This window comes from Streptomyces sp. NPDC058295, from assembly GCF_042880655.1.
GTDB lineage: Bacteria > Actinomycetota > Actinomycetes > Streptomycetales > Streptomycetaceae > Streptomyces > Streptomyces coriariae.
Map to the genome: position 1 here is coordinate 58,216 of NZ_JBHVYO010000025.1, position 14,071 is coordinate 72,286.

General features: G+C 70.1%; 12 protein-coding genes and 2 pseudogenes. 7 read left to right on the forward strand and 7 right to left on the reverse strand.

Translation table 11 applies throughout. The annotated features are described in order from the left end of the window. The first annotated feature begins 176 nt into the window (after positions 1–176). Positions 177–1,568 carry a phosphatase PAP2 family protein gene (locus ACFVYS_RS25610; protein WP_389505569.1) on the forward strand — a complete coding sequence of 464 codons (1,392 nt, stop codon included), beginning with the start codon at positions 177–179 and terminating at the stop codon, positions 1,566–1,568. Between the two features lie 171 nt (positions 1,569–1,739). Here the strand turns inward: ACFVYS_RS25610 and ACFVYS_RS25615 are convergent, their stop codons facing one another. The 6 genes and pseudogenes from ACFVYS_RS25615 to ACFVYS_RS25640 all read right to left on the reverse strand — a co-directional run. Continuing rightward, the gene (locus tag ACFVYS_RS25615) at positions 1,740–2,207 is read right to left on the reverse strand and encodes an SRPBCC family protein (RefSeq protein ID WP_389505571.1); all 468 of its coding nucleotides are present in this window, start codon (positions 2,205–2,207) and stop codon (positions 1,740–1,742) included. A gap of 121 nt (positions 2,208–2,328) precedes the next feature. Further along, on the reverse strand, positions 2,329–2,790 hold the full coding sequence (locus ACFVYS_RS25620; RefSeq protein WP_389505573.1) for an SsgA family sporulation/cell division regulator: 462 nt from the start codon (positions 2,788–2,790) through the stop codon (positions 2,329–2,331). 114 nt (positions 2,791–2,904) lie between these two features. Further along, positions 2,905–3,747 (reverse strand): hypothetical protein, encoded by an 843-nt coding sequence (locus ACFVYS_RS25625; RefSeq protein ID WP_389505575.1) that lies wholly within the window; start codon positions 3,745–3,747, stop codon positions 2,905–2,907. A gap of 243 nt (positions 3,748–3,990) precedes the next feature. After that, positions 3,991–4,359 (reverse strand): ArsR/SmtB family transcription factor, encoded by a 369-nt coding sequence (locus ACFVYS_RS25630; protein WP_389505577.1) that lies wholly within the window; start codon positions 4,357–4,359, stop codon positions 3,991–3,993. Further along, positions 4,356–4,802: an SRPBCC domain-containing protein gene (locus ACFVYS_RS25635; protein ID WP_389505579.1), complete on the reverse strand. Its 447-nt coding sequence runs from the start codon at positions 4,800–4,802 to the stop codon at positions 4,356–4,358. Before ACFVYS_RS25635 ends, ACFVYS_RS25630 begins: the two co-directional genes overlap by 4 nt. Positions 4,803–4,977: 175 nt before the next feature. Further along, positions 4,978–5,118: pseudogene (locus ACFVYS_RS25640) on the reverse strand (glycoside hydrolase family 48 protein); the annotation flags it as partial. Positions 5,119–5,278: 160 nt separating this feature from the next. Here ACFVYS_RS25640 and ACFVYS_RS25645 point away from each other — a divergent pair. The 4 genes and pseudogenes from ACFVYS_RS25645 to ACFVYS_RS25660 all read left to right on the forward strand — a co-directional run. Next, a pseudogene (locus ACFVYS_RS25645) lies at positions 5,279–5,932 on the forward strand (glycoside hydrolase family 6 protein); the annotation flags it as partial. 831 nt (positions 5,933–6,763) lie between these two features. After that, the gene (locus ACFVYS_RS25650) at positions 6,764–7,789 is read left to right on the forward strand and encodes a LacI family DNA-binding transcriptional regulator (RefSeq protein ID WP_389505581.1); all 1,026 of its coding nucleotides are present in this window, start codon (positions 6,764–6,766) and stop codon (positions 7,787–7,789) included. A 505-nt stretch (positions 7,790–8,294) separates the two neighbouring features. Beyond that, on the forward strand, positions 8,295–9,428 hold the full coding sequence (locus ACFVYS_RS25655; protein WP_389505583.1) for a cellulose binding domain-containing protein: 1,134 nt from the start codon (positions 8,295–8,297) through the stop codon (positions 9,426–9,428). A 117-nt stretch (positions 9,429–9,545) separates the two neighbouring features. Then, the gene (locus ACFVYS_RS25660; protein WP_389505585.1) at positions 9,546–11,747 is read left to right on the forward strand and encodes a glycoside hydrolase family 3 N-terminal domain-containing protein; all 2,202 of its coding nucleotides are present in this window, start codon (positions 9,546–9,548) and stop codon (positions 11,745–11,747) included. A 159-nt stretch (positions 11,748–11,906) separates the two neighbouring features. On the opposite strand, the gene ACFVYS_RS25665 is transcribed toward ACFVYS_RS25660, so the two are convergent. After that, complete coding sequence (locus tag ACFVYS_RS25665) at positions 11,907–12,116, reverse strand: hypothetical protein (protein ID WP_389505587.1); 210 nt, start codon at positions 12,114–12,116, stop codon at positions 11,907–11,909. Between the two features lie 65 nt (positions 12,117–12,181). On the opposite strand from ACFVYS_RS25665, the gene ACFVYS_RS25670 reads away from it, so the two are divergent. Together ACFVYS_RS25670 and ACFVYS_RS25675 are read left to right on the forward strand one after the other, a co-directional pair. Next, positions 12,182–12,382 carry a hypothetical protein gene (locus ACFVYS_RS25670; protein ID WP_389505691.1) on the forward strand — a complete coding sequence of 67 codons (201 nt, stop codon included), beginning with the start codon at positions 12,182–12,184 and terminating at the stop codon, positions 12,380–12,382. 164 nt (positions 12,383–12,546) lie between these two features. Beyond that, the gene (locus ACFVYS_RS25675; protein WP_389505693.1) at positions 12,547–14,037 is read left to right on the forward strand and encodes a sensor histidine kinase; all 1,491 of its coding nucleotides are present in this window, start codon (positions 12,547–12,549) and stop codon (positions 14,035–14,037) included. The last annotated feature ends 34 nt before the right edge of the window (positions 14,038–14,071 follow it).

A 14,071-nucleotide genomic window follows, 5' to 3' on the forward strand; every position in this document is an offset into this window, starting at 1 on the left:
CCTTTGCCGGTGCGCATTTCGGCGTAACCCACCCGCACCACTCCGTTAACATGTTCGAACTCGCGACGAACGCCCCCCATGCCCGTCCATCGCCAGGAAAGCGCGCCATTTGGTGTGCTCAGTAATGTGGTCAGTCAAAATCGAACAAATTGGTTAAGCAATTGATATACATAGCAATGCGGGCGTTTTCGCGAATAAAAGGTAGAACCGCCCGCTCTGTGGGGCGTCATCCTCGGGCGATACTGTGGGCCGCGGTAGGTGTGGTCGCCCTCGGATTCCTCATCGCGCTGGAAGTCGCGGCGCGTCGCTGCGGCCTGCCGGGGCCGATCAGCAACCAGGTGGCGGAGCTGATATTCCCGCCCAAATCGGGTTTCCTGCTGTACGCCAGCCTGGCGTTGATGATGGTGGTCCTCACCTGGCGGCAACGGTTCATCGCGGCCGGTGCCGCGATCGGCATCGACGCCGTGTTCTTCCTCGTCCGCCGGGCGGTCGACGCCAAGGTGATCGAAGGCCACCCCTTCGGCAACGGCGCGTTGTGGGTGATGCTGGGCTGTGCGGTCATCGCGGTCACGCGCCGCACCGGCCAGGAACGTGCCCTGCTGCTGAAGGGTGTCGGGCTGGGCCTGCTGCTGGTGGCCGGCCGAAAGACCGGCGACATCTGGCTGATCATCACCTCGAAGACCCGTCCCATGGTGCTCGACCAGTACGTGGCGACCGCCGACCACGCGCTGGGCGAACCGTCCTGGCTGGCAGGCCGGATCATTACCGCCACCGGCTCGATCGGCTTCAACTTCCTCGACATCGTCTACGGCCAGCTCGCGGTGGCCGCGGTCGTCGTCGCGTTGTACCAACTGCGCAACGTGGCGGTCGAGCGTCGCTTCCCGGGGCACCATCTGGTGCGCACCTTCCTGGTGATCGGCCTCCTCGGGCCGGCCATCTACATGATCTTCCCGGTCGTCGGACCGGTCTTCGCCTATGGCACCGGCGCCGAGCACTGGGCGTCGGTCAGCCTGTGGTCGCACACGCCGTCCAGCGAGCAGTGGGCGGTGGCCGACCTGTGGCCGGTGACTCCGTCGCCGATCGCCGGCCCGCGCCATATGCCCTTCGATGAGATCACCCCACGCAACTGCATGCCCAGCCTGCACACGGCCTGGGCTACCGCGATCTTCATCCATAGCCGGAAGGGCCCGCGATTTCTGCGATTCGCCGGCACGTTCTGGCTGATTGCCACGCTCACTGCAACGCTGGGATTCGGCTACCACTACGGAGTGGATCTCATTGCCGGCGTGGTGTTCGCCTGCACGATCGAGGCAGGTCTGCGCTCGCTCGACCGCGGCTGGGATCGAGCGGGAATCCAGCTGGTCGCTTACGGTGCCGCGGTCTTCGTAGCGCTCCTGGTGTCCTACCGCTACCTGCCGCTGCCGATGGCGGAGCACCCGTGGGTGTCCGGACCGCTTCTCCTGCTGGCGATGACCTCAGTGATCTACGGCTACGCACGGACCACCGCCCTGTGGGAACAGAAGACCGCACCAGCCCGGCAACCGGAACCGCAGCCCGAACTCATCTGAATCGTGTGCCGTCTGGCTGCGGGCCGAGCACCGCGCGGGTGGGTCGCGATGCTGCTGTCCTGCGGAGGTGGAGGCGGCGGCGCAGCAGCTCAGGACGGGCAGCCGGCCCCGGGGGACTCGCGGGCAGGGCGCCGCCCACCACCCACACGCCGCCCGGGTAGCGGACGAGCCTCAGCGTGACCGGTCGCCTTGCGACGGCGAAGAGCCCAGAGCATGGTCGAGCGCCCGTGGCAGACGCTCGGACACCTGGTCGCCGAGCCGTTCGAACTCGCGCTGCAGCAGGGGACCGGCCAGCCGAGCCAGGCCGTGGAAATCGACATGCGCCCGATAGGTCAGCTGCGTGACTCCCGCGCGGTCCTCGAAGCGCATGTCGTCGGTGGAGGTGGCCGTCTTGTTCCGTCCCAAGAAGGTGAGGCGGTCCGGCTCCCACCGGACGAGCCGGTACCGCAGCTCCGTGCGACGCCCTCGGAACTCCGACACGTTCCGCCACTCCGTCCCCACGGACACCGGGCCGCCGCCCAGCCGTTCACAGGTGACGGTGCCCGGGTCCCACATCTCGGCGTGCGAGAAGTCCGCGAGGTACCGCACGACCTCGTCCAAGGGATGGTGGACGGTCAGGACACGCTCGACTTCGACCACGATTGCCTCTCTTCGCTCGCTGAAATGATGGCGCTGACCGGTCGCGTCACCTTCTGTTTCCGTGGTCGGACGGCCGACGGATGCACGACATGTCCAGGTTGCCGTGTCGGCCGCACCGCGGTCACCCGGGATACAGCAGACGTTCCAGGGGACCCTCCCAGCTCATGCGGGCGGATTCCTCCCCCGCAGGCACCGACGCGAACGTCTCGTCCAGCCAGTCACGAAGCGGGTCGGCCGGCACGAACAGCACCGCAGCGGCGAAACTGCTCCGCAGCAGGATCCGGACGCTGCCCAGGCCATGGCAGGGACAGGGCGGCCAGACCCGCACATCACCCTCACCGGACGGCACGCGCAGACCGGCGTACAGCAGATCGCGCGAGAACATCCAGGGCACGATGTCCTCGGGTGAGCCGGGGAACTCCATGCGGACGACGAGCGGATCGGCGGGGTCGTGGACGAAGCAGACCCTGAGCCGAACGGCCTCGTCGGCGCTGAGGAGCACCCGGATGGACAGAGTGCGCCGCAGCACTTCGGGCTCCCGCACGAAGCGGCAACCGTTCGTCGGGTCGGTCGGATGGTGCATGACGCCTCCCGGACGGGGTGAGGCCACCTCTGCCGGCCCGTCCGACCACAGCCGGGCGAGCCTCTCACCCTCCCTTCGCCGTGACCGGGCAGAGCAGATGCGTTTCGTGCAGCCCTACGGGTGTTCGCGGAGTTGCAGGAGTCCGGCGACGGAGAAGCACAGGGCGCCGGCCAGGGTGCTCCCGTTGGCGATGTCGGCGTTGACCAGGCTGCCCGTAGCGGGGCGCGTGTAGGCGGCGAGCGCCGAGACCATGAACAGGACGGAGCCGAGTTGGTTCACGGCGACGATCCACCAGCCGAGACTCCGCGGGCGTACGCAGGGCTGCCCGTGGCAGATCTCGACGAAGCCCAGATGTCCGGAGACCAGGAAGAGCAGGCAGCCGATCACGTCGGGCGCCCAGATCAGCCGGTTGACCTGGTGCACGTTCAGGCCCTGGAGGAAGGAGTCCAGCAGGTCGACGGCGAAGACGAGCGTGCCCGCGAAGAGGACGAAGGCGCTCAGCCAGTCCACTCGCATCGGCTCGTAGCTCCACCACCGCCAGGGGTGGGTGACCAGCGGACCTTCGCCGCCGACGACATGGCGAGGTGCGTTGATCACCTGGAGCAGTGAGACGTAGCCACCGGTGTTGAAGAAGAGGCCGCCCGCGAAGTAGATCGAGGCGCACTGCGTGCCGTTGCCGGAGCCGAACTGCGCAAAGGCGGCGCCGGTCGCGAAAAGTGCCCCGCCGATGACAAAGGCGACCGCCGCGACGGCGTTGAGTCTGCGCAGCCTGGCGATGCCCACGGCGTCCGCACGGGTGCGCCGAGCGGTCGCCGCGCCCGGGGGACGGACGGCGAGCAGTCCGCGCCGCCGCGCAAGCCGTGAATCCCACACCGCGGTGCCGCCGCCGGGAAGGCGCCAGGTGAGCCGGGTGGTGAACGGTCCCGCGCCCTCGGCGCGCTGCTCAGGCTGCTCCACGGGCCGAGCGTAGACCGGGGGCCGACGCTCGAATCGGGCGCAACGCCGCAATGCCGCAACGCCCGGGCTCGCGGCACTCATGACCGGATCCCCTTCGCCGTGGCAAACCCCGAGAAGGGCCGGAGTGACTGGAAGGACCGGTCCCGGCCGGCCATGCGCCCAGGTGTCCCCGGCAGGCCTGACGCTCACCCCGACCGGACCAGACCCGACCAGACCACAACGGCGGTCGCAGCGCAGAGCCGTTCAGTCGGGGTGCGCCGAACCCGGATCCCGTTCCGCTGCCTCGGCGACGCGTTTGATGTTCGCCAACCGCCGGTCCCAGTCGGCCGCGAGCGAGGACATCCATCGCGCCGTCGTGTCCAGCGCCGCGGGCCGCACCGCGTAGCGAACCTCGCGTCCGACCCGGCCGCCGGAAACCAGCCCGGCGGCGTCCAGGACGGCGAGGTGTTTGACCACCGCCTGCCGTGAGACGGGCAGGCGTTCGGCGAGGGTCGTGGCAGTGGCCTCGCCCTGTGCGGCGAGGAGGTCGAGCAGTTGGCGTCGCGTCGGGTCGGCCAGCGCGCCGAGGACGCTGTCGACGACCTCGGCGGCTCCGGGACGTTCTTCCGTCACGTGGCGGACTGTTCAGCACGTGCCTTGAGCGCGTCGAGTTCCAGAGGCCAGCCCGCGCTGTGGTCCTTCAGGTTCTGACTGCGCAGTTCCTCGGAACCCGCCAGCGCCGCGAACCCGCTCTCGACGACGCGGAGTCGGGTCCGGTCGCCCTCCTGGGTCAACGTGAACTCCACGAGGGTGCTGTTGTCCTCGCGCAGTTCCTCTCCGGGGAACGCGCTGGTCCAGCGATACGACAGGTAGGTCGGCGGCTCGACCTTCTCCACACGCACCGGGAAGTCGCCGTGCTCGGGGTGCTTCGCCACCATCGACTCGCCCTCCCTGGCCACGGTGCCGGGCAGGCTCGCTTTGTCGGCCACCCAGAAACCGGGCTGGGCCACCAGCGACCAGACCCGTTCCAGGGGTGCCGCGATCAGGGTTTCGCGTTCGATCCGGTCCTCGCTCATGAGGGACTCCTTCTTCGTCGCCATCTGATGCAACTCCAGGGTTGCACATCGACCCCCGAGGTGCAACTGAAGGGTTGCGTCTTGGCGTGCCACCTCGCCGGCCCCTCGGTGTCGGGCGCGCGGGAGGACCGGGCGGCCCCGAGTGCTGGGGCCGCCCGGCAGGTCGGCTCCGACGTCAGGTGTCAGGGCCGCGCACGCGGAGTGCGGGCGGGGACTGTTCGAGGAGCTCCGCGTGCGAGCCCATGGCCAGGACGATGTCCGCCTGAGCCCAGAAGCGGTGGTACGTGAACACGGGCGCGGCTCCGCCCGCGAGCGCAGCCGGCGACGGTGACGTGAAGTCCCGTGTTGGGGCGGTGACTTGACGCGTTCCAGGCGTCGGGCCGGTGCGTTTGCGTCCAGGATCCATGTGCTGGTTCCTCCTTGCGGCGTACGGCTCGGGGAGAAGTCAGTTCCTGAACCAGTGGGAGCGCTCCCATCAGTTCGTCAAGGTCGCCACCACCAACGGCGCGAGCGTGGACGACGTGGCCGGCTTCATCGTCAACACCGCCAACTACAGCCTCAAGGAGCCGTACCTCAAGATCACCGACAGCGTCAACGGTCAGGCGGTGCGCCAGTCCAAGTGGCTGGACTGGAACCAGTACGCGGACGAGCAGTCCTACGCCCAGGCGCTGCGCGACAAGTTGGTCGCGGCCGGCTTCAAGCCGGGCATCGGCATGCTGATCGACACCTCCCGCAACGGCTGGGGCGGCTCGGCCAGGCCCGCCGGGCCGGGTGCGCAGACCTCCGTCGACGGCTATGTCGACAGCAGTCGCGTCGACCGGCGCATCCACGCAGGCAACTGGTGCAACCAGAGCGGCGCGGGAATCGGCGAACGGCCTACCGCGGGCCCGGCCGCCGGAATCGACGCCTACGTGTGGGTGAAGCCGCCGAGGGAGCCGGACGGGTCCAGCTCGGCCGTCTCCAACGACGAGGGCAAGGGTTTCGACCGGATGTGCGACCCCACCTACGGAGGCAACGCCCGTAACGGCAACAACCCCACCGGCGCTCTGTCGAACTCGCCGCTGGCCGGGCACTGGTTCTCCGCCCAGTTCCAGCAGCTGATGCGGAACGCCTACCCGCCCCTGTCGTAGTCGGACGAGCGGGCCCACCGGGGCCGGTCCTGCCGAAGGAGCGGTAGGGCCGGCCCCGGCGGGTCGTCCGTTCCAAGCAGTTGGCCGTCCGGCCGCTGACCAGCCCCGCGACGCCGGCCGTCCGCCCCCACGCCGCCGACCGCTGTCGCCCGCACCGCCCGCAGGCCGCGGTGGACAGCCACCGCCACTGTCACAGTGACCACCTCGGCCGCAAGCCGAGACGAACGACGACTCACGCCGCGAGACGAAACCGGGATCAGACCACCAACAGGGCGCCCTACGGCGGCTCGGCATGCCGCCGAGCCGCCGACAACATGTACCGCGGGTTCGGCGGATCCTGTTCTCGGCCGAGGACAGCGGGCGGTGGCACGCACTCCTCTCGTCACCTGATCACCAGGCAGGCCCTCCCCGCCCGCGCCTGAGCCCCGCCGGCCGGCTTCTGGGCAACGCCCGGTCGGCCGGTCCGGCCACGGCCACCGCAGACGCAGTCGGCTCCGGCCGCAACACCTCCCAGCACCGCGCGGCGCTCCACGCAACGCTCATGCCACCGCCGGGTGTTGCGTTCGGAAGACTCCGACGACGGCCGCGCACGGGTTCGCGGGCCTCGGACCAGCCGGGTTACGAACCCGTGCCTCGACTCGCGCACCGTGCCGGACCGTCGCGAGGTCACCGAGGACGCCGAACGGCACGTAGACGGATCTCCGCTCGTCTCGTGGTCCGCCACGCCTCGCGGCGTCCGTTCGCCCGGTGGTTCGGCCATGCCGCCGGGGAAGCCTGTGTGCCGGGTTGGGTCCCGCCGTAGGATTTGGTGATCTCGTGGGGGAGGTGGTCATGGGCAGACGACGTCCTGGGGGGCCGACGCTGGAGGAGGTGGCCGTCCGCGCGGGGGTGGGGCGGGGCACGGTCTCTCGCGTCATCAACAACGCGGCCGGTGTGAAGGCGTCGACGCGCCGGGCTGTGCAGCGTGCTGTCGAGGAACTCGGGTACGTGCCCAATCTCGCCGCGCGGTCTCTGGCCGGGCGACGGGCCGATGCCGTGGCCCTGGTCCTGACGGAGCCGGACTGGAGGCAGTTCGCGGAGCCGTTCTTCTCCGAGATCGTCCGCTCGCTGGGGGATGCGCTGGCGGACACCGGGATGCAGTTGCTGCTGACCCTGGTCCGTTCGGACGCGGAGCGGCAGCGTTTCCTGGAGTACGCGCGGGGCGGCCGGGTCGACGGGGCGTTGCTGGTGTCCGTGCATGCCGGGGACCCGCTGCCGGACATGCTCGCCGAGGCGCGGTTGCCGACGGTGATGCTGGGACGCCGCTCGGGCGACGAGCACGTCAGCTACGTCGACGCGGACAACGTCGGCGGTGCCCGCAGCGCCGTCGCCCACCTGCTGAAACGGGGCCGCAAAGAGATTGCCACCATCACCGGGCCGCTCGACATGTACGTCGCCCAGTGCCGATTGCGCGGCTACCGCGAGGCGCTGGCCACGGCGGGGGGTCACGGGGGCGAGCGGTCCTGGGTCGCCGAGAGCGACTTCACGCAGGAGAGCGGGCGCCGTGCCATGGCCGAACTCCTCGAACGGCATCCGGAGATCGACGGGGTCCTTGCCGCGTCGGACACTACGGCCGTTGGCGCTCTGCAGGCGCTGCGCGCGGCGGGACGGCGGGTGCCCGAGGACGTCGCCGTGATCGGTTTCGACGACTTTCCGCTGGCCGAGCAGACCGAGCCGCGGCTGACCACGGTCCGTCAGCCGCTGGAGGAGATCGGGCGGGCCATGATCCGGCTGCTCCTGGAGGAGATGGAGGAGCCCGCCGTCGCCTGGCGCCACGTCATCCTCCGCACCGAACTGGTGGTCCGCGAGTCGTCCTGACCGCCCCCGGACCGTCCCTGACCACCGCCGGCCGGTCGTGTCCTGACCGCCCTCGGCCGGTCGTGCTGACCACCGCCGGCCGGTCGTGCCTTGACCGCCCTCGGCCGGTCGTGCTGACCACCGCCGGCCGGTCGTGCCTTGACCGCCCTCGGCCGGTCGTCCTGACCGCCGCCGACCGGTCGTCCTGACCGCCGCCGGTCGATCCGGAGGCCCCGTTCAGTGCAATGCTCCCGGTTCAGTGCAATGCTCCCGGCCGCAGGCGCCTCGGGAGCGCTCCCAACTGGCGCGTGACGACAGGCCGCGCACTTCCTCCGGCCTGGCATCCTCGGAAACTCCGGCCCGGCATCCTCGATGACTTTCGACGGGTTCCTGCCCGCAGTCTTGTCAGGAACATGGAGCCTCCCTAGAGTCCCTGCCGAACCGAGGGAATGGGAGCGCTCCCATTGTCGCCGTCGTGGGAGCACTCTCGCACCTACTTCCCCCACTCCCTTCGGAGAGGATCCGCATGCGACCGTCAACGCACCATGCCCGCAGGGCGCGTGGCCTGTTCGGCGCCCTGCTCACCTCGCTCGTCTCGCTGGCCGCGCTGCTGACCACCGCCTCGGCGGCACAGGCCGACACCACCCTCTGTGAGCAGTTCGGGTCGACCACGATCCAGGGCCGCTACGTCGTCCAGAACAACCGCTGGGGCACCAGCGAGACGCAGTGCATCAGCGTGAGCGACTCGGGATTCCGGATCACCCAGGCCGACGGCTCGGTCCCCACGAACGGCGCCCCGAAGTCCTACCCGTCCGTCTACAACGGCTGCCACTACACCAACTGCTCACCGGGAACCAACCTTCCCGCCCGGCTCAGCACCATCTCCAGCGCGCCCACCGGCATTTCCTACAGCTACGTCAGCAACGCGGCGTACGACGCCGCCTACGACATCTGGCTCGACCCCACGCCCCGCACCGACGGCGTCAACCGGACCGAGATCATGATCTGGTTCGACAAGGTCGGATCCGTCCAGCCCGTGGGCTCAGCGGTCGGCACGGCCACCGTGGCCGGGCGCCAGTGGCAGGTGTGGTCCGGCAACAACGGCTCCAACGACGTGCTGTCGTTCGTCGCACCGTCGACGATCAGCAGCTGGAACTTCGATGTCATGGAGTTCGCCCGGCAGGCCGTCTCCCGCGGCCTCGCCCAGAACAACTGGTATCTGACCAGCGTCCAGGCGGGCTTCGAGCCCTGGCAGAACGGCGCCGGCCTCGCCGTGACCTCGTTCTCCTCCATCGTCAACACCGGTGGCAACCCCGGTGACCCCGGCACCCCCGGTGGCTCCACCGCCTGCAAGGTGGCCTACGCGACGAGCGTCTGGCAGGGCGGTTTCACCGCCGATGTCACCGTCACCAACACCTCCACCTCCCCGGTCAACGGCTGGAAGCTCGGGTTCGCCCTGCCCCCCGGACAGCAGATCACCAGCAGCTGGAGCGCCGGCGTCTCCCCGTCCTCCGGAGCGGTCACGGCCGGCAACCTGGCCTACAACGCGCAGATCGCGCCCGGCGGGCAGGTGTCCTTCGGCTTCCAGGGCAGCTATGCGGGCTCCTTCACCAAGCCCGCGGCCTTCAGCCTCAACGGCACCTCCTGCACCACCACCTGACACCTCCGCTCATTCCGGGACCCGCCCGTCCACCCGCCCTCGCCGTGGAGCGGGCGGGCCCGGCCACGCACTGCGCCGGCCCCCACCCTCCCCGCCCCCACCGGAAAGGCCCCACCCATGCGCCTTCTGACCGGCCGTCGCGGCCCGGTGACGGCCGCTCTGGCTCTGTGCGTCGCCGCCCTGACCCTCGTCGGACCGGCCGCCGCCGTTCCGGAACCCGCACCCCGCGCCGCCGTCGCCGGCCTTTCCTACCAGGACGCCTCCTTACCGGTCGCCGACCGCGTCGACGACCTCATGTCGCGCATGACGCTGGACGACAAGCTCGGCCAGATGACGCAGATCGAGAAGGACGCCCTCGTCCCGCGGTCCGACCTCGCCACCTACCGCATCGGGTCCGTGCTGTCCGGAGGTGACTCCACGGTCAGCCCCAACAACGCGCAGACCTGGGCCGACACGTACGACAGCATTCAGCGCACCGCTCTGACCACCTCGCTCGGCATTCCGATGATCTACGGGATCGACGCCGTGCACGGCCACAACGCGGTGCGCGGCGCCACTCTCTTCCCGCACAACATCGGACTGGGCGCGACCCGTGACCCCGCCCTCGTCCAGCGCGTCGGACGGGCGGTCGCCGAGGAGATGTCCGGCACCGGCATCGACTGGGACTTCGCCCCCTGCCTGTGCGTGGCCCGCAACGATCGCTGGGGCCGTACGTACGAGTCGTACGGCGAGACAGCGGAACTGCCCTCCGTCATGACGACGTTCGTCAGCGGACTCCAGGGTGACACCCTGGGCGCCGGCCCCGCCTCCGTGCTCGCCACCGCCAAGCACTACCTCGGCGACGGTGGCACCACCGGCGGCGTGGACCAGGGCAACACCGAGCTGTCCGAGGCCGAGCTGCGGGCGATCCACCTGCCGCCGTTCAAGGAGGCCGTGCGCCGTGGTGTGGGGTCGGTGATGCTGTCGTACAGCAGCTGGAACGGCGTCAGGTCCCATGCGAACAGGTACCTGGTGACCGATGTCCTCAAGGGTGAGCTGGGATTCACCGGGTTCGTCGTCTCCGACTGGGCAGCCGTCGACCAACTGGACGGGCAGAGCGGGTTCACCGGTGCCGAGATCAGCACCGCCGTCAACGCGGGCGTCGACATGGTGATGGTGCCGCACGACTACAGGAAGTTCCTCACCCTGCTGCGCGGCGAGGTCACCGCGGGCCGCGTCCCGCAGTCCCGGATCGACGACGCGAACCGCCGCGTCCTGACGAAGAAGTTCCAACTCGGGCTGTTCGAAAGGCCGTTCACCGACCGGTCGTACACCGCCACGGTCGGCTCGGTCACCCACCGGGACCTGGCCCGGCAGGCGGTCCGCGAGTCCCAGGTGCTGGTGAAGAACGAGGGCGGGATCCTGCCGCTGGCCAAGTCCGCGAAGCTCTTCGTCGCCGGCAAGTCCGCCGACGACATCGGCAACCAGAGCGGGGGCTGGACCGTGGGCTGGCAGGGCGGCAGCGGCCCCGTCACCGACGGCACCACCGTCCTGCGGGGCATCCGCGCCGCTGCCACCGACGCGTCCCGGGTCACCTACGACCGCTATGGCAACGGCATCGACGCGAGCTACGGCGCCGCTGTCGCCGTCGTCGGCGAGGCGCCGTACGCCGAAGGCAAGGGCGACCGGCCGAACGGCATGACGCTGGACCAGGAGGATCTGCAGACCCTCGCTCGGCTGAAGGCGAGCGGGGTGCCGGTCGTGGTGGTGCTGGTCTCCGGCCGGCCTCTCGACATCTCCGCCCAGTTGCCCGACTGGAAGGCGCTGCTCGCCTCCTGGCTGCCCGGCACCGAGGGAGCCGGAGTCTCCGACGTCCTGTTCGGCGACTACGCCCCCACCGGCAAGCTGCCGGTGACCTGGATGAAGAGCGTCTCGCAGCAGCCCATCAACAAGGGCGACGGCAAGACCGCCCTCTTCCCGTACGGGTACGGGCTGACGTACGACGCCACAGCTCCGGACCCGGACCCGACGCCGACCCCGACGCACGGCGCGTGCACCGCGCAGTTCCGTACCGTTTCCTCCTGGCAGGGCGGTTACCAGGCGGAGGTCACGGTCAAGAACACCGGCTCCGCCGCGCTGACTGGCTGGTCGGTGGCCTGGGATCCGGCGGGCTCGACCGTCTCCAGCCTGTGGAACGGCTTGCTGACCACCGCCCAGGACCGGGCCACCGTGCGCAACGCCGCCTTCAACGGCTCCGTGCTCCCGGGCGCCACCACCTCGTTCGGCTTCACCGCGAGCGGCACGGCAGGCACACCGGCCTCGCAGTGCACGCCCGGCTGACCGCACGTGGCGGGCGGTGAGGTCCATCAGTGAGAACGCGCCGTCGTGGATGCGCAGGGCGAGAGGGTCGGCGTGCAGGACGGCGAGCACGTCGAGGATGTGCCCGGTGCCGCGGGTGCCGACAACGGCCCTACACCCCGGTACGGTGCACCAGGCCGTTCAGGATGAGGGCGAGGCCCGCCTCGAACGCCGACTCGTGTCGATCACCGGCACGTCTGCCGATAGCTCCGCGCCGGTCACCGGAGCCGGAGCCGGAATCGGAGTCCGCCGTCGGGGGGCGCCGATGCTCTCGCCGGGCATCAGGACGGGAATGCCGGGCGGAGTGACGGTGACCATGGCGGCGGCCACCTGGCCCGGCGCCTCCGTCAACCGTAGGCGGTGGGTGCCGCCGCGGATCAGGCGCTGATAGCCCGCTGCTGCGTTACCTCTCCGCCCTGGAATCCTTCGACCGCCGCTTTCCCGGGTTCCGCAGCGAGACCCATGGCGTGACCCTCGCCCCTGACACCGGCGACTACCTCATCGAATGCCTGCGACCGGCCGCCGGCGAGGAACCAAGCTCGGACGCGCAGGAACCCCGGACCGCGACACCGGCCCCACGCAGCCACCCGGAGGAAACCCGGATCAAGGGCAGGTAGAGCGGCCCGGGCTCGGCTCCGCTCCACTACTCCGTGCCTGAGCCGACGGGATGACCGAGGGCCGTCTGCATCACGGTCTTCCGGGCGCCGGTCACCGACGCAGATTGGACTTTCGGCAGTGTCGGACGGCTCCTGATGTCCGTACCGTCCTTTCCGTGGACAGCATGGTGATCGACAATGGGACTCCGGATCCGGCTCCGACTGCGACTGCGGCCGGAACGGCTGATCGCCGGCAGACACCTGATCGCCGGCAGACTTCTTGTCCAGGAGGTCTTCTGGCAGCGGGCGCGCTGACGGCCGCCGGCCTGAGCATGGTGAACCTCTGGTGGGTTGTCCCGACTGTCGTCGCCGCGTTCCTGGCCGGACGGCGGCCCGGACGGATGGCGCCGACCGTGCTCGCTCTGGTCGGGCTTCTCTCGGCCGGTGTGGTGGCCTTGTCCGTGGTGCCTGCCTGGCTGCCGTTGGCCGGCCGGTTTGTGGCAGTTGTGGTGGTCGCCACGATGCTGCCCTGGTTCGCGGGCCGGTTCTGGTGCCACTACCAGCAGCTCGTACGGGCCGGTTGGGAGCGCGCCGGGCAACTGCAACGCGAGCAGCAGCTGATCGCGGAGCAGGCCAGGCTTCGCGAGCGGGCGCGTATCGCCCAGGACATGCATGACGTACTGGGCCATGACCTCAGCCTGATCGCCCTGTCGGCCGGTGCCCTGAAGCTCGCACCGGACCTCGCAGAACCTCATCGAAGGGCCGCAGGTGACATCAGGGCCAAGGCGGCGGCCGCGGTGGAGCGTCTCGGCGAGGTGATCGGTGTCCTGCGTGAGGAGCTCGGTGAGGCGCCGACGGACCCTGACGGCGCCAGTCTCGCGGGCCTGATCGCGGAGGCCTCCGCGGCCGGACTCGCCGTGGAGTTCCGCGCCGAAGGCAAGGCGGACGACCTGCCACCGGTGGTCGAGCGGGCGGTGCATCGGGTCGTACAGGAAGCGCTGACCAACATTGCCAAGCACGCGCCCGGAGCGACGGCGACCGTCCAAGTGAGGCATGTGGCAACGGAGTCGGAAGTCCTCGTGGCGAACGGCCCGCCACCGTCCGAGGTCAACCTGCAGCCCCGGCCCCGGAGCGGGGGGCATGGCCTCATCGGTCTCGAGGAACGGGTGCGGCTGGCCGGCGGTTCTTTCGACCACGGTCCGCGCGACGGGGGCTTTGCGGTCGCCGCACGGATCCCGCACGCGCCCCCGGCACCGCCGTCACGGCTCCTCGCGCCCGCGGTCGCCCCGGCCGGCAACGAGGTGCCGCAGGAACACCGCCGTGCTCGGCGCCGCGTCGGCCGGGCCCTGGTGGCCGCGGTCATGGTGCCCCTGGTGACGGGGGCGGCGCTGAGCGGAGCGCTCATGGGGTGGGAGATGCTGTCGGCGTCTCGATCGGTGCTGGAACCTGGTGACTACACCCGCCTGCGAGTGGGGCAAGATCGTTCTGAGGTGGAGCGATTCCTGCCGGACCGGCAGACGAACCACCGACCGCTGACGCCCGAGCCGACAGGAGACGGCACAACGTGCGAGTACTACGCGATAACGGCCGACCGGTTCGACGACCGGTCCGGCGACGCGTACCGGCTCTGCTTCCGGGACGGCACCCTGGTGTCCCGGGACACGCTCACCCCGTGAAGGCCGGTGTCCCGGGACATGCTCACCCCGTGAG